Annotated in this window: 15 protein-coding genes; 5 read left to right on the top strand and 10 right to left on the bottom strand. The window is 65.2% G+C overall.

Annotated features, from left to right (window positions below; all coding sequences use genetic code 11):
- Window positions 1-2: 2 nt before the first annotated feature.
- Window positions 3-605 (bottom strand): DNA-3-methyladenine glycosylase, encoded by a 603-nt coding sequence (locus KUF59_RS22810; RefSeq protein WP_212461186.1) that lies wholly within the window; start codon window positions 603-605, stop codon window positions 3-5.
- A gap of 130 nt (window positions 606-735) precedes the next feature.
- Between KUF59_RS22810 and lipA the strand changes: the two genes are divergently transcribed.
- Together lipA and KUF59_RS22800 are read left to right on the top strand one after the other, a co-directional pair.
- Window positions 736-1,692 carry a lipoyl synthase gene (lipA, locus tag KUF59_RS22805; protein WP_212461185.1) on the top strand — a complete coding sequence of 319 codons (957 nt, stop codon included), beginning with the start codon at window positions 736-738 and terminating at the stop codon, window positions 1,690-1,692.
- Window positions 1,693-1,698: 6 nt separating this feature from the next.
- Window positions 1,699-2,169, top strand: a complete 471-nt coding sequence (locus KUF59_RS22800) for a type II toxin-antitoxin system RatA family toxin (protein WP_212461184.1) — start codon at window positions 1,699-1,701, stop codon at window positions 2,167-2,169.
- Here the strand turns inward: KUF59_RS22800 and KUF59_RS22795 are convergent, their stop codons facing one another.
- The 8 genes from KUF59_RS22795 to KUF59_RS22760 all read right to left on the bottom strand — a co-directional run bounded on the left by KUF59_RS22795 (window position 2,170) and on the right by KUF59_RS22760 (window position 9,467).
- Window positions 2,170-2,982: a c-type cytochrome gene (locus KUF59_RS22795; RefSeq protein ID WP_212461183.1), complete on the bottom strand. Its 813-nt coding sequence runs from the start codon at window positions 2,980-2,982 to the stop codon at window positions 2,170-2,172. It lies immediately after the preceding gene.
- Window positions 2,982-4,604, bottom strand: coding sequence for a b(o/a)3-type cytochrome-c oxidase subunit 1 (locus KUF59_RS22790; protein WP_212461182.1), 1,623 nt, complete (start codon window positions 4,602-4,604; stop codon window positions 2,982-2,984). The genes KUF59_RS22795 and KUF59_RS22790 overlap by 1 nt, the downstream gene beginning before the upstream one ends.
- On the bottom strand, window positions 4,591-5,154 hold the full coding sequence (locus tag KUF59_RS22785; protein WP_212461181.1) for a cupredoxin domain-containing protein: 564 nt from the start codon (window positions 5,152-5,154) through the stop codon (window positions 4,591-4,593). Before KUF59_RS22785 ends, KUF59_RS22790 begins: the two co-directional genes overlap by 14 nt.
- Window positions 5,151-5,327, bottom strand: a complete 177-nt coding sequence (locus tag KUF59_RS22780) for a hypothetical protein (protein WP_212461180.1) — start codon at window positions 5,325-5,327, stop codon at window positions 5,151-5,153. Before KUF59_RS22780 ends, KUF59_RS22785 begins: the two co-directional genes overlap by 4 nt.
- A gap of 9 nt (window positions 5,328-5,336) precedes the next feature.
- The gene (locus KUF59_RS22775) at window positions 5,337-6,617 is read right to left on the bottom strand and encodes a cytochrome c (protein ID WP_258767183.1); all 1,281 of its coding nucleotides are present in this window, start codon (window positions 6,615-6,617) and stop codon (window positions 5,337-5,339) included.
- Between the two features lie 11 nt (window positions 6,618-6,628).
- Window positions 6,629-7,339: a c-type cytochrome gene (locus KUF59_RS22770; RefSeq protein ID WP_408918027.1), complete on the bottom strand. Its 711-nt coding sequence runs from the start codon at window positions 7,337-7,339 to the stop codon at window positions 6,629-6,631.
- Window positions 7,340-7,679: 340 nt separating this feature from the next.
- Window positions 7,680-8,282: a CinA family protein gene (locus KUF59_RS22765; protein WP_212461177.1), complete on the bottom strand. Its 603-nt coding sequence runs from the start codon at window positions 8,280-8,282 to the stop codon at window positions 7,680-7,682.
- 3 nt (window positions 8,283-8,285) lie between these two features.
- Window positions 8,286-9,467: a bifunctional 2-C-methyl-D-erythritol 4-phosphate cytidylyltransferase/2-C-methyl-D-erythritol 2,4-cyclodiphosphate synthase gene (locus tag KUF59_RS22760; RefSeq protein ID WP_212461176.1), complete on the bottom strand. Its 1,182-nt coding sequence runs from the start codon at window positions 9,465-9,467 to the stop codon at window positions 8,286-8,288.
- Window positions 9,468-9,788: 321 nt separating this feature from the next.
- Between KUF59_RS22760 and dusB the strand changes: the two genes are divergently transcribed.
- Genes dusB through ntrC form a run of 3 tightly spaced genes read left to right on the top strand, consistent with a single transcriptional unit; the run spans window position 9,789 to window position 13,369 of the window.
- Window positions 9,789-10,742, top strand: a complete 954-nt coding sequence (gene dusB, locus KUF59_RS22755; protein WP_249140640.1) for a tRNA dihydrouridine synthase DusB — start codon at window positions 9,789-9,791, stop codon at window positions 10,740-10,742.
- Window positions 10,739-11,917, top strand: a complete 1,179-nt coding sequence (locus KUF59_RS22750) for a two-component system sensor histidine kinase NtrB (RefSeq protein ID WP_212461174.1) — start codon at window positions 10,739-10,741, stop codon at window positions 11,915-11,917. Before dusB ends, KUF59_RS22750 begins: the two co-directional genes overlap by 4 nt.
- Before the next feature lie 9 nt (window positions 11,918-11,926).
- A complete protein-coding gene (gene ntrC, locus KUF59_RS22745; protein WP_212461173.1) occupies window positions 11,927-13,369 on the top strand; it encodes a nitrogen regulation protein NR(I) in 1,443 nt (480 codons plus the stop codon).
- A 148-nt stretch (window positions 13,370-13,517) separates the two neighbouring features.
- Here ntrC and KUF59_RS22740 read toward each other — a convergent pair whose 3' ends face one another.
- Window positions 13,518-13,664, bottom strand: a complete 147-nt coding sequence (locus tag KUF59_RS22740; protein WP_212461243.1) for a hypothetical protein — start codon at window positions 13,662-13,664, stop codon at window positions 13,518-13,520.
- Window positions 13,665-13,709 lie beyond the last annotated feature (45 nt).

Here is a 13,709-nt window from a genome sequence, read left to right as displayed (position 1 = left end):
CGCTATTTGGGGAAGGGCTTGCTGAGGAATTTCGAACCCTTCACACCGTAGCGCCAGGGCAGCTCGACCGCCTTGGTGATGCCGATGCGGATGCCGGCTGCGACCTCCACCTCGGCGGTGCGCGCATGGAGCGCGATCGGCGGCCGGTCGAGCGGCAGCGCGTTATGCGCGATCGTGATGCCGAGCGCCTCCGTCAGCTTGCCCGGGCCGGAGCAGAGCGCGTGCACATCGTCGAGATGACGGCGGCGGCGCATGGCTGATATCCCGTGCGTCGGCTCCAGCGCGCGGATCAGGACTGCGCTCGCCGAGCCTTCTTCCTCGCAGACGAAATTCACGCACCAATGGATGCCATAGGAGCGGTAGACATAGGCAAAGCCGGGCGGGCCGAACATCACCTGGTTCCGGGGCGTCGGGCCATTGTAGGAGTGCGCCGCCGGCTCGGTATGATGATAGGCCTCGACCTCGACGATGATCCCGCCAACGCCGTCCACCAGCATGGTCGCGCCGATCAGGTCGGGGGCGACCTCATGCACGTTGCGCGCAAAGAAGGCGCGCTTCAGGGTCTTGCCCAGACGCGGTGTGGAGGGGTTCGATTTTGGAGCCATTCGAGGTGAGAATCGCCTGAGAACTGAGCAGGATATTGCCCATATCTGCCATGTTCCCCGAGCCGGGGCGAGCCGGGTTGCGGCTTGTGGCGAGACCGACTAGGTAGGACCTGAACAGACCGGATACCCCATGGTCGTTATCGTCGACACCATTTCGAACCCGCCGCGCCCGCGCCACCCGGAAAAGGCGAACCGGCCCGATGCCGTCTCGCCCGCAAAGCCGGACTGGATCCGCGTGCGCGCGCCGAACACCCGCGGCTATGCCGACACCCGCAACATCGTGCGCGCCAATGGGCTGCACACGGTGTGCGAGGAAGCGGGCTGCCCGAATATCGGCGAGTGCTGGGACAAGAAGCACGCGACCTTCATGATCATGGGTGACACCTGCACCCGTGCCTGCGCCTTCTGCAACGTCAAGACCGGCCTGCCGAACGCGCTCGACATGAGCGAACCGGAGCACGTCGCCGAGGCCACGGCCAAGCTGGGCCTTGCCCATGTTGTCATCACCTCCGTCGATCGCGACGACCTTGCCGATGGCGGCGCCGAGCATTTTGCCAAAACCATTCGCGCCATCCGCGAACGGACGCCCTCGACCACCATCGAGATCCTGACGCCGGACTTTTTGCGCAAGGACGGAGCGCTCGAGGTCGTGGCCAAGGCCAAGCCCGACGTCTTCAACCACAATCTGGAGACCGTGCCCTCGCGTTACCTGACGGTTCGCCCCGGCGCCCGCTACTTCCATTCCATCCGGCTGTTGCAGCGGGTGAAGGAGATCGATCCCACGATCTTCACCAAGTCGGGCATCATGGTCGGCCTCGGCGAAGAGCGCCACGAGGTGCTCCAGGTCATGGACGATCTGCGCTCGGCCGACGTCGACTTCCTCACCATTGGTCAGTACCTGCAACCGACCCGCAAGCACCATGCGGTGATGCGCTATGTGCCGCCGGATGAGTTCGGCTCCTACGAGAAGGTGGCCTACACCAAGGGTTTTCTGATGGTGTCGGCGAGCCCCTTGACCCGTTCGTCGCATCATGCCGGCGATGATTTCGCGCGACTGAAGGCGGCGCGGGCAGCTCACGCCCGCTGAACGCACATGCACCGAGTTTCCAGCAAGCACCGCGTCAATCACAGCGCGCCCGAGATGTTCGATCTGGTCGCCGACGTCGAGCGTTATCCCGAGTTCGTGCCGCTGTGCAGCGCCTTGAAGGTTCGCCAGCGCATGGCAAAACCCGACGGCACCGAGGTGCTGGTCGCCGACATGACGGTGTCGTTCAAGCTGGTCAAGGAATCCTTCACCAGCCGCGTCACCCTCGACCGCGCCAACCTGAAGATCCTCGTGGAATATCTGCGGGGCCCCTTCAGCAATCTGGAAAACCGCTGGACGTTCGAGCCCAAGGGCGAAGCCGCCTGCGACGTCGGCTTCTTCCTGTCCTACGAGTTCAAGAGCCGCATGCTCGCGATGCTGATGGGCTCGATGTTCGACGCCGCCTTCGCGCGCTTCTCGGCTGCCTTCGAGAAACGGGCCGACGTCATTTACGGCCGGCCGAAGCTCGCGCCGTCCTGATCAGTCCACCGCCTTCACAATGTCAGGCGGCTGCGAGGCATAATATGCAGCAGCCGCATCGATCTCCTGCGGCGTCATCGCGCGCGCGATGTTGCGCATCTGCTGGCTGATGTCGTTGCGCCGCTCACCCGTGGCGAAGGCGATGAGCTGGGCCTTCAGATAGACCTCCGACTGCCCCTCGAGCCACGGGCTGCCGGTCTTGTTGTCGAGGCTGCCATGGCAGGAGCCGCAGGGAGCGATGCCGCGGATCGGCGCGCCGTAGATCACGATGTTCGGCTTGGGCAATTGCGGCGTCGGATGATAGGCCGGCAGCCGCGGCAGATAGGCGTAGTAGGCGGAGATGTCGGCGATCTCCTGATCGGTCAGGTTGACAGCGAACGGCGACATCACCGCGTTGGTGCGTGCACCCGAGCGGAAGTCCAGGAGCTGCTTGTAGATCACGGCGGCATACTGGCCGGCGAGATTGGGCGAGTCGGCGCGGCTGATGCCGGTCGGGCCGTGGCAGATGGCGCAGCGCTGCGCCAGCGTCGCGCCACGACCGATCGATTCCTGGCTCGGCCGCGTCAGCGTGGAGGAGGTGAGGACCACGTTGGACAGACGATGGGTGGAGGCGGGCGCCGTCGTCGCCGCGCGCTGGGGCACGCCTGCAGCGCTGCAAATCGCCTCCCAGACGCTCGAAAACTCGATCCACGGCTGGGCGAAAGGCAGCACGATGAAGCCAACGAGTGCGGTCAGGATGAACAGCGCCACCGTGATGCCGACACCGGCCTTGAAATGCGGATTGCGGAACGAGAACAGCTCGTGTGCACTCATCACTGTGCTCCCACATAAACTGCGGGCACCGAGGTCCCCTCCGTGAGGGCCAGCGTCATGATCGGATAGCCGTAATTGGTGATGGTCAGTCCGATCATCAGCGCGACCCACAGCGCGTGGCTATTGAGCGCGATCGGCATAGTGGCGGGCTGATGGACGGCAAGGCTGAACTGGTAGTCGCCCGCATCGGTGACAGGCGACCGCATGCCGCGTGCCAGGATGACCAGGAACAGAATGCCCGAGGTGAGGAGAATGAAGCCTCCGATGGCCGAGAACGTGACCGAGAGCGCCTGCGGCGCAATGGCGGGATCGCCGAAATCGAAATAGGCCATGCGGCGCGGCATGCCCAAAATGCCGACCCAGTGCCACGGGAAGGTCGTGACCATCATGCCGATGAACCACAGCCAGAGCTGCGTGCGGACCATGCCGAGGTCGGCAAGCGCGCGGCCCGTCAGATGCGGCCACAAATCATAGGCGATCGCAAAGTACATGATCACGATCGCGCCGCCGAAGATCAGGTGGAAATGACCGGTGATCCACTGCGTGTTGTGGATGGAAGCATCGAGTTGATAGCTCATGTTGATGAGCCCGCCGGCGCCGCCAAAACCGAGCATGACGAAGGAAAAGGCGAGCGCCAGCAGCATCGGATTGTCCCACGGCAGCGCCGTGATCCAGCCGAACAGGCCACGGCCGCCGCGCAGGCGCGCCGCGATCTCGACGGAAGCGCAGATCGTGAACACCGTGAGCAGCGTCGGCAGTGCGACCAGCGCCGTGAAGGCCGAATGGATGAACTTGAATCCGGCGCCGACCTGCGGATCGGCAAAGGTGTGGTGCATGCCGATCGGCATCGCGACCACCAGGAAAAGGATGAACGAGATCCGCGCCATGGTGTCGCTGTAGATCCGGCCGCCGATCGCCCGCGGCACGATGGTGTAATAGGCGATGTAGGTCGGCATCAGCCAGAAATAGACGATGGCGTGCAGCGTCCAGGAGAAGAACACGCGCGCCAGGCCGGCATCGATCGTGGCCTTCAGGCCGACGGAAACGGGAATGATCTGCAAGAGCAGTTCGAGCGCCGCACCCACCGCCGTCCAGGCCCAGAGATAGGAGCCGGCGACATTGGCGAACATCGCGAGCGGCACCGGCGCGCCCGGGTTCGCCTTCTTCCAGACGCGCAGATTGATCGACATCAGCGCGACCCAGATCCACGAGCCGACCACGACCAGCACGACGCCGATATAGTAGAAGACATTGCCGATCAGCGGCGGGTAGAAGGTGTAGAGCACGGAGGCGCGGCCGAGCGCGACCGGGATCATCGCCATGACGGCGCCGACCACGATCATCCAGAAGCCCGTCCAGGCCCAGCGGGCGCCGACGAGGCGTTGTTGAAGGGCGGACTCGCTGATGGCATAGCCGAAGCCCATCGCCACCAGGGTCGGGAAGACATAACCCATCACCGTGCCGTGGGCGGTCAGCGAACGGTAGTACAGCTCGGGATTGGCGAGCCAGACGCCGAGCGGGCTGCGAATGAACATCTGCCAGGCGCCGAGCGCGAGCGCGACGCCGAACGCTGCAAAGGCCAGCCAGAAATGCGCGAGGATGAGCTTCCTATTGACCAACACAGCTCAACCTCCCGCCCGCCTTCGCGCGGTTTGCGAATTCGGCCTTGTCGATCACCCTGACCTTGCCCCACATGCCCTCGTGGCCAAAACTGCAAAACTCCTGGCAGGGCATCAGATAGTCGCCGGTCCTCGTAAAACGCATGAGCTGTTCTGAGATATAGCCCGGCACCAACATGGTGTTGACGTTGGTGCCCTGGATCAGGATGCCATGCACGACGTCGGCGCTGGTGGCGCGCAACGTGATCGGCGTGTCTGAAGGCACCACGATGCAGGCCGGCGTGAAGGAATATTGCTGGCCGATCGCGCGTACGGTGACAGCGCCGTTGGCCTCCAGCACGCTGCCGAGATTGCTCTCGACGAACTCGCCCGACAGGTGCAGCCGCGAGGGATCGGTGGTCTCGACGCGCGGCTGCGGCATGGTCGCGCGATGGATTCCGGCGAACGCCGCCAGCACGGCCATCATCACGATGATGATGACGGCGACAGTTGCCCAGCGCCGCTCGACCCGCGCCGCGATGTCGGCGCCGTGATGGCTGTCTTCTGCTGTCATTGCAGCGACCCGCGCGGGAGGAAGACGAACAGATAGAAGGCGAACCACATCGCAACGACGCATGCCGTCGCAATGCCCGCCAGTGCCAGCGCGCCGCTCGGGCCTTGGGCGACGATCTCGTCAACCGCCCGGTCGGCCGATGCGGCACTCGTCGGAGGATCGGAGTTGATCATTGGCAGCCCTCAATTCAGCGGTGCGGAACGCAGCTCGTTGGCCTCGCGGCCCGAGACCGGCGTGCCGCGATTGCCCCACGCCGTGCGAATGTAGGAGACGACGGCCGCGACCTCGTTGTCCGACAGCAACCCGGCAAAGGGCGGCATGCCGTAGGGCATCGGATTGCCTTTTGTCCCCGGCGGGTAGCCGCCGTTGAGCACCATCCGGATCGGATTGACCGCTGACTGCATCTCGATCGACTGGTTGTTGGCGAGCGGCGGCCAGTGCGGCGGCTTGCCTTCACCCTGCGCGCCGTGACAGCTCGCGCAGCGCGCGTCATAGACGGTCTTGCCGAGGCTGATCAGCAGGCTGCCCTCGGTCGTCGGCAGGGTTGAGCTCGGCGGCGGCGGAGGCGTGGGCTCCGAAATGCTCTTCAGGTAGACCGCCATCGCCTTGGTGTCTTCGTCGGACAGATATTGCAGGCTGTTGTGCACGACCTCGGCCATCGGGCCGTAGACCACGCCGCGCATGGAGACGCCGGTCTGGAGCAGATCGGTGATGTCCTTGATGCTCCAGTCGCCAAGGCCGGCCTCGCGATTGGAGGTGAGGGAGGGCGCGTACCAGTTCTGCATCGGGATCAGGCCGCCCTTGAAAGCGTCCGATTGCGACGTGCCGCCGAGCGCGTTGATCGGCGAATGGCACATGCCGCAATGGCCGAGGCCCTCGACGAGGTAGGCGCCGCGATTCCATTCGACCGATTTGTCCGGATTGGGCTTGTACTCGCCCTCGGTGAAAAACAGCGTGCGCCAGCCCAGGATGAGCTGCCGGTTGTCATAGGGAAAGCGCAGATCGTGCGGCCGGTTTTTCTGGCTGACCGGCGGGATCGAGCGCAGATAGGCGAAGATCGCGTCGCTGTCGGCGCGCGTGACCTTGGTGTAGGAGGCGAACGGCATCGCCGGATAGATCAGTCCGCCATCCGGGAAGCGGCCGTTGTGCATCGTCTTGTAAAAGTCCTCCGCGGTCCATTTGCCGATTCCGGTCTCCCGATCTGGCGTGATGTTTGAGGTGTAGAGCGTGCCGAACGGGGTCGGCATGGCGCGGCCGCCGGCGAACAGGCGGCCTTCCGGCGCGGTGTGGCAGGCGATGCAGTCACCGGCACGGGCCAGATACTCTCCACGGACAACGATTTCGCTGCGGCTGGCACCGGCCTTCTCACTCGCCTTCTCACTCGCCTTTTCCTGGGCTTGCGCGTGCTGCGTCGTGACCGAGACGAACAGGAGAAGCGCAGCGAGGCTTAATCGCAAGTCCATGAGCCTGCTCCTCAATCGGGTTCGCTGCCGCACGCGAAGGGCAGCACGTAAGTGCCCTTCGGAGCCGGAGCCGAATTGACTGGCGCCGGTCGCGTCGCCAGATAGGCTGCGACGGCGGTGACGTCCTCCTCTGTCAGCCGGGCAGCCACCATCTGCATGCAATCCGGTGACTTCGCAGTCCGGGTGCCATAGCGCCAACCACCTAATTGTGCGCTGATGTAGTTCGGGCGCAATCCGAGCAGGCCCGGGATGCCGGGTTCCATGCCTGTGAGCGCCGGCCCATGGCAGCTCCCGCAGGCCGGGATCTGGCGCACGGGATCGCCCCGCGTCACCAGACTCTGCCCATGCTGAAGCGTCTGCTGGCTGGCGTCGGTCGCCCCGGGTGGCGGAAGCGGCGGACGCTGCTCCGCGAAATAATCGGCCATCGCCTGGAGATACGGATCGGGCAGGAATTCCAGCAGATAGTTCATCGGCGGATATTTTCGCCGGCCGTTCCGGAATGCGAGGAGCTGGTTGTAGAGGTAGCCGGACGGCTTGCCGGCAAGGCGCGGGAAATAGACGTCGTTGGTGCCTTCGCCCTTGTTGCCGTGGCAGGGCGTGCACGCCTCGACACGCGCCGCCATCGTATCCGGCGCCTGGTTGAGATCCTGCGCAGCCGCAACATTGGAGGCGGTCAAGTGAAGTGCGGCAACAGCCGCCGGTACCCAGTAACGAGCGAGCACTCTGACGCCCTCCCGAATGCCGCGTCGGGTTGATTCCCGCCCACAACCTAGATCAGCATTATTGCGGCAATACATGTCCGCGCAAGCGTCGCAGGTTGTTCAATCGCGCTCACGTCGTTTGGTTTCGATAGGATTTGACTGAATGTGCGCAGCAAGTGCGCCAAAGGGGTGTGCGTCGAAAATTCGAAGAGGTGAACCGCAGGTGAGGTAGGCTAATGCCGCCGCCTTGGCTTGTATGGCGGCGCCCCCTAGATATTTCCTGCTCGGCTGAATTGGCATGCGACCTTGGCCGCGAGGCGCGACCCATAGGAGAGCTATCCAGATCCTGGGTAGTTGGAGCTCAGCCCCGCGGCGGCCGGCGCCGCTTCACGACGTGGCGTCGCGGCGAGCGGGTGACGCGCGGGCGCAGGCGGCTGGCGGCTTCGCGGCGCGGTTTTGTCGCCGCCTGCGGCCCACGGGCGAGATCCATCAACATGCGGAGCGCCTCGACCACGGAGCGGGCGCGCACCGCGCTGCGGCCGATCGCGCCAAAGCGATGCTCGCGATGGACGATGCGGCCGTCGCGCGCCGCGACGGCAAAGTGCACGAGCCCGACCGGCTTGCCCGGCGTGGCGCCGCCTGGACCGGCAATGCCGGTGATGGCCACGGCCAGGTCGACGCCGGCACGTTCCAGCGCGCCGACCGCCATTGCGGTCGCGGTTTCCTTGCTGACGGCGCCGAAATTGAGAAGCGTGCTCGCCTCGACCCCAAGCATCGCGCGCTTGGCGTCATTGGAATAGGTGACAAAGCCGCGGTCGATCACGTCGGACGAGCCGGGGATGTCGGTGAGCGCGCCGGCGACCAAGCCTCCGGTGCAGGATTCCGCCGTCGCAATCGTCAGCTTGCGCATCCGGCACAGGTCGAGCAGCGAGCGGGAGAGGGCGCGTGCGTCGCTGCCGCCCATTGCCTACAGGCTCCAGGGCAGGCGGATGGTGGCGCTCGCGGTCGCCGCGATGCCTTCCTCGCGGCCGGTGAAGCCGAGCCGTTCGCTGGTCGTCGCCTTGACGGCAACACGCGAAATGTCGACGCCGGAGATTTCGGCGATGCGCGCGCGCATGGTGTCGCGCAAGGGGCCGATCTTCGGCCGCTCGCAGATCATCGTCACCTCGAGATTGGCGACGCGGCCGCCGCGCTGCGCGACGCGCTCGATGGCGTATTTCAAGAACTGGTCGGAGGAGGCACCCTTCCACTTCGGATCGCTCGGCGGGAAGTGCGAACCGATATCGCCGTCGGCCAGCGCGCCGAGAATGGCGTCGACCAGCGCGTGCAGGCCGACGTCGCCGTCGGAGTGAGCGAGGAACCCCTTCGTATGCGGCACGCGTACGCCGCAGATCATGACGTGGTCGCCCTCGCCGAAGGCGTGCACGTCGTAGCCGGTCCCGGTCCTGATGTCGCCGAGCTGAGCCGCAAGGCGCGCTTCCTCGCGCACGAAGTCTTCGGGTGTGGTGAGCTTCATGTTCGCAACATCGCCTTCAAAGGTCGCCACCGTCAATCCCGCCCATTCGGCAATCGCCGCATCGTCAGTGAAATCGCTGCGTCCTTCCTTGGCCGCGCGACGATGCGCCTCGAGGATGACGTCGAAACGAAAGGATTGCGGCGTCTGTGCGATTCGCAACCGCGCGCGGTCCGGCGTTCCCTCGACATTGCCGCCGTCACCGGTCAACTTGATGGTGTCGGTGACTGGAACGGCCGGGATCGCGGCGCCGGTGCGGCTGGCGGCCTCGATCGCGCGCGAGATCAGGGCCTGCGAGACGAACGGACGCGCCGCGTCATGGATCAGCACGATGTCCGGATTGTGCTTGGCGAGCGCCTCGAGGCCCGCGAGCACCGAGGCCTGCCGGGTCGCGCCGCCGCTGGTTGGCGGCTCGTGGCGCAGGCCCGAGACGGCGGCGGTGAACATCGCGCCGTCGTCGGGATTGACCACAGGCTGCACCGCGAACACGTCGGCGTGGCGGCTGAACGATTCCATGGCGCGATAGATCACGGGCAGGCCGCCGATCGAGCGATATTGCTTCGGGCCGCCAGCACCGGCGCGCAAGCCGCGCCCGGCTGCGACGAGGACCGCTGCGGTCCGCTCTGATTTCGCCATTACAAACTCAATTGATGGTGATTGTCTGGGACAGGAATGATTTGTGGCATGCCTCTAGCACGGTAGGCGCGCAAGACCAGAGGGTTTCCCCGATTGCAGGCCAACGCATTTTGTTGCACTGCACTTGCAAGATTTATAGAACTGTCTAAACTGTAGGCATGACGCTTGACTGCACAAGAATTGTGCGCAAGATAGGTCATGGCAGGCGCGATGAGGCGCCGTCTTGTGAACGGAACGTCCGTGACCGGTTCGGCAACCTCAGGCGCTAAGCCGTTGAAAATAGGCGATATTGATGTCGCCAATCCGGTTTTCCTGGCGCCAATGTCGGGGGTGACCGATTCACCCTTCCGTCGCCTGGCTGCGGAGCTCGGGGCGGGCCTGGTTGTGTCAGAAATGACCGCCAGCGACGAGCTCGCCAACGGCCATTGGATGTCGCGTTTGCGCTGCGAGGCGACCGGGCTCGGTCCGCATGTGGTGCAGCTTGCCGGCTGCGAGGCGCACTGGATGGCGGAGGGCGCCCGGATCGCGGAAGGCGCCGGCGCCGACGTCATCGACATCAACATGGGCTGCCCGGCCCGCCACGTCACTGGTGGCCAGTCCGGCTCCGCGCTGATGCGCGACCTCGACCATGCCGTCAGCCTGATCGATGCGACCATTGCCGCCGTGCAGGTGCCGGTCACCTTGAAGATGCGGCTCGGCTGGGACGATCGCACTCGCAATGCGCCGGAGCTGGCGCGGCGGGCGGAAGCGGCCGGCGTGCAGCTCGTCACCGTCCATGGCCGCACCCGCTGCCAGTTCTACAAGGGCGAGGCGGATTGGGACGCCATCCGCGCGGTGCGTGAGGCAACCACCCTGCCGCTCGTCGTCAATGGCGACATCACGTCCTACGACAAGGCCCTGGAGGCGCTCGAAGCGTCCGGCGCCGACGCCGTGATGATCGGGCGCGGCGCTTACGGCCAGCCCTGGCTGCCCGGCCAGATCGGCCGGCGCCTGCAGGGCGGGGCGGCAGAGGCCGCGCCAACGCTCGGCGAGCAGCTCCATTATGTCCGCACGCTCTACGAAGGCGTCTGCGATCTCTACGGCCTGCGCATCGGTCTGCGCCATGCGCGAAAACATCTCGGCTGGGCGCTCGACGTCGCTGCCGATTTCAGCCGCGCGCCGGCCGAGAAGCTGAAAGCCTGGCGCCAGAGCATCCTCACGTCGGAGGATCCGCGCGCCGTGCACCGCTCCCTCCAAGATGCCTTCGACGACTTCGCATGGAGCGCTGCTGCATGAGCTCAGCCGCTGAACATCGTCGGCCGCTTTCGTCCGACAGCGATGCGATCCTGGACGCGCTGCCCAATCCCGTCCTCATGATCGGGCCCGATGGCAAGATCGTCGCCGCCAACATCGCAACCGAAGCCTTCTTCGAGATCTCGACGCAATTCCTGAAGCGACAGTCGCTGAAGGAACTGGTGCCGTTCGGCAGCCCCCTGCTGGCGCTGATCGACCAGGTCCGTTCGTCGAATTCGCCGGTCAACGAATACAAGGTTGATTTGGGTACGCCGCGCATGGGCGGCGACCGCCAGGTCGATCTCCACGTCGCGCCGCTGACCGAGCGGCCCGGCCACATCGTGGTGATGCTCCAGGAGCGGACCATCGCCGACAAGATGGACCGGCAGCTCACCCATCGCAGCGCCGCACGCTCGGTGATCGCGCTTGCCGCGATGCTGGCGCACGAGATCAAGAACCCGCTTTCCGGCATCCGCGGCGCGGCACAACTGCTGGAGCAGCAGGCGTCCTCCGAGGACCGCATGCTGACGCGGCTGATCTGCGACGAGGCCGACCGCATCGTCACGCTGGTCGACCGCATGGAGGTGTTCGGCGACGACCGCCCGGTGGCGCGCGGCCCCGTCAACATCCATTCCGTGCTCGACCATGTGAAGCGGCTCGCGCAGTCCGGCTTTGCCCGCAACATCCGCTTCATCGAGGATTACGATCCCTCGCTGCCGCCGGTGCTGGCGAACCAGGACCAGCTCATCCAGGTGTTCCTCAATCTCGTGAAGAACGCCGCCGAAGCCGTGGTCGATCTCGGCACCGACGCCGAGATCCAGCTCACCACCGCATTCCGCCCCGGCGTGCGCCTGTCAGTCCCCGGTCAAAAATCCCGGGTATCCCTGCCGCTCGAGTTCTGCGTCAAGGACAACGGACCGGGCGTGCCGGAGGACCTTTTGCCAAACCTGTTCGATCCCTTCGTGACCACCAAGCAGACCGGCAGCGGTCTCGGCCTGGCGTTGGTCGCAAAAATCGTCGGCGATCACGGGGGCATCATCGAATGCGAGTCTCAGCCGCGCAAAACCACCTTTCGCGTGCTGATGCCGATGTACTCGACGTCGATCAAACACGCCGATCACAGCAGCCGTGACGATTCTGCCGGGAAATCGTCGCCTGCTCCACAGGGGGCAAAATGAGGAATGACGATGCCCGCAGGTAGCATTCTAGTCGCGGATGACGATACCGCCATTCGCACGGTTCTCAATCAGGCACTTTCCCGGGCCGGATACGAGGTGAGGTTGACTGGCAACGCCGCCACGCTGTGGCGCTGGGTCAGCCAGGGGGAGGGCGATCTCGTCATCACCGACGTGGTGATGCCGGATGAAAACGCCTTCGACCTGTTGCCCCGCATCAAGAAGATGCGGCCGAATTTGCCCGTCATCGTCATGAGCGCGCAAAACACCTTCATGACGGCGATCCGCGCCTCCGAGCGCGGTGCTTACGAGTATTTGCCAAAGCCCTTCGACCTGAAGGAGCTGATCGCAATCGTCGGCCGTGCGCTTGCCGAGCCGAAGGAGCGGACCACCTCGGCGGACGATGAAGCCGAGATGGAGGCGATCCCGCTGGTCGGCCGCTCGCCGGCGATGCAGGAAATCTACCGCGTGCTGGCGCGCCTCATGCAGACCGACCTCACCGTGATGATCACGGGCGAGTCCGGAACCGGCAAGGAGCTGGTGGCGCGCGCGCTGCACGACTATGGCAAGCGCCGCAACGGCCCGTTCGTCGCCGTCAACATGGCGGCGATCCCGCGCGACCTCATCGAGTCGGAGCTGTTCGGCCATGAGCGCGGCGCGTTCACCGGCGCCAACACCCGCGCGTCCGGCCGCTTCGAGCAGGCCGAGGGCGGCACGCTGTTCCTCGACGAAATCGGCGACATGCCGATGGAGGCGCAGACCCGCCTGTTGCGCGTGCTCCAGCAGGGCGAATACACCACCGTCGGCGGCCGCACCCCGATCAAGACCGACGTGCGGATCGTAGCGGCCTCCAACAAGGACCTGCGTGTCCTGATCCAGCAGGGCCTGTTCCGCGAAGATTTGTTCTTCCGCCTCAACGTCGTGCCGCTACGGCTGCCCCCCTTGCGCGAACGCATCGAGGATCTGCCGGATCTCGTCCGTCACTTCTTCTCGCTGGCCGAGAAGGACGGCCTGCCGCCGAAGAAGCTCGATGCGCTGGCGCTGGAGCGGCTGAAGCAGCACCGCTGGCCGGGCAATGTGCGTGAGCTGGAAAACCTCGCGCGACGTCTCGCGGCGCTCTATCCGCAGGACGTGATCACCTCGTCCGTTATCGACGGCGAGCTCGCACCGCCCTCGGTGAGCCCGGGTGCTGCCGTTCAGCAGGGCGTCGACAATCTCGGCGGCGCGGTGGAGGCCTATCTGTCCTCGCACTTCCAGGGCTTTCCGAACGGCATGCCGCCGCCCGGCCTCTATCACCGCATCCTCAAGGAGATCGAGATTCCCTTGCTGACGGCGGCGCTTGCCGCGACCCGCGGCAACCAGATCCGCGCCGCCGATCTGCTCGGCCTCAATCGCAACACGCTGCGGAAGAAGATCCGGGATCTCGACATTCAGGTCTATCGCAGCGGGGGGTAGTCCACTTGCTAGTTCCTTGGGCGGTGGCTCAGCTCCCCCTACCAAAGCGGAGCTGAGCCTGTCCGGATCGCGCCCACCTGAATAGTCGGCGCGGATTGCACAAGTCGGAACCAGCGCGAAATGTTCCGCGGTCGCGCGCGGAGACCGCTTATCGGACCAGCCGGCTTGATGCCGGCACCACGAATGCGACGTTCGACGGCGGCTGCTGGAGCCCGGGTCCGTTGACCAAAAGGTCCGATGCCACGATCAGCAGCAGAAGGGCCCAGACCATCATCGCGAGAAAGACTCTGTCCATCCCGGTCAATCCAGGACACCCGACATCCGTTCCCCGTAACCTGCG

The organism is Bradyrhizobium arachidis (assembly GCF_024758505.1).
In the GTDB taxonomy this organism is placed as follows: Bacteria; Pseudomonadota; Alphaproteobacteria; order Rhizobiales; family Xanthobacteraceae; genus Bradyrhizobium; species Bradyrhizobium manausense_C.
Note: the sequence above shows the minus strand (reverse complement) of the source record. Positions and strands in the feature narration are given on the sequence as shown.

Coding starts and splice junctions, on each gene's coding strand:
- KUF59_RS22810 (WP_212461186.1), bottom strand. CDS start 605: ATGGCTCCAAAATCGAACCCCTCCACACCGCGTCTGGGCAAGACCCTG.
- lipA (WP_212461185.1), top strand. CDS start 736: ATGGTCGTTATCGTCGACACCATTTCGAACCCGCCGCGCCCGCGCCAC.
- KUF59_RS22800 (WP_212461184.1), top strand. CDS start 1,699: ATGCACCGAGTTTCCAGCAAGCACCGCGTCAATCACAGCGCGCCCGAG.
- KUF59_RS22795 (WP_212461183.1), bottom strand. CDS start 2,982: ATGAGTGCACACGAGCTGTTCTCGTTCCGCAATCCGCATTTCAAGGCC.
- KUF59_RS22785 (WP_212461181.1), bottom strand. CDS start 5,154: ATGACAGCAGAAGACAGCCATCACGGCGCCGACATCGCGGCGCGGGTC.
- KUF59_RS22780 (WP_212461180.1), bottom strand. CDS start 5,327: ATGATCAACTCCGATCCTCCGACGAGTGCCGCATCGGCCGACCGGGCG.
- KUF59_RS22775 (WP_258767183.1), bottom strand. CDS start 6,617: ATGGACTTGCGATTAAGCCTCGCTGCGCTTCTCCTGTTCGTCTCGGTC.
- KUF59_RS22765 (WP_212461177.1), bottom strand. CDS start 8,282: ATGGGCGGCAGCGACGCACGCGCCCTCTCCCGCTCGCTGCTCGACCTG.
- KUF59_RS22760 (WP_212461176.1), bottom strand. CDS start 9,467: ATGGCGAAATCAGAGCGGACCGCAGCGGTCCTCGTCGCAGCCGGGCGC.
- dusB (WP_249140640.1), top strand. CDS start 9,789: ATGTCGGGGGTGACCGATTCACCCTTCCGTCGCCTGGCTGCGGAGCTC.
- KUF59_RS22750 (WP_212461174.1), top strand. CDS start 10,739: ATGAGCTCAGCCGCTGAACATCGTCGGCCGCTTTCGTCCGACAGCGAT.
- ntrC (WP_212461173.1), top strand. CDS start 11,927: ATGCCCGCAGGTAGCATTCTAGTCGCGGATGACGATACCGCCATTCGC.
- KUF59_RS22740 (WP_212461243.1), bottom strand. CDS start 13,664: ATGGACAGAGTCTTTCTCGCGATGATGGTCTGGGCCCTTCTGCTGCTG.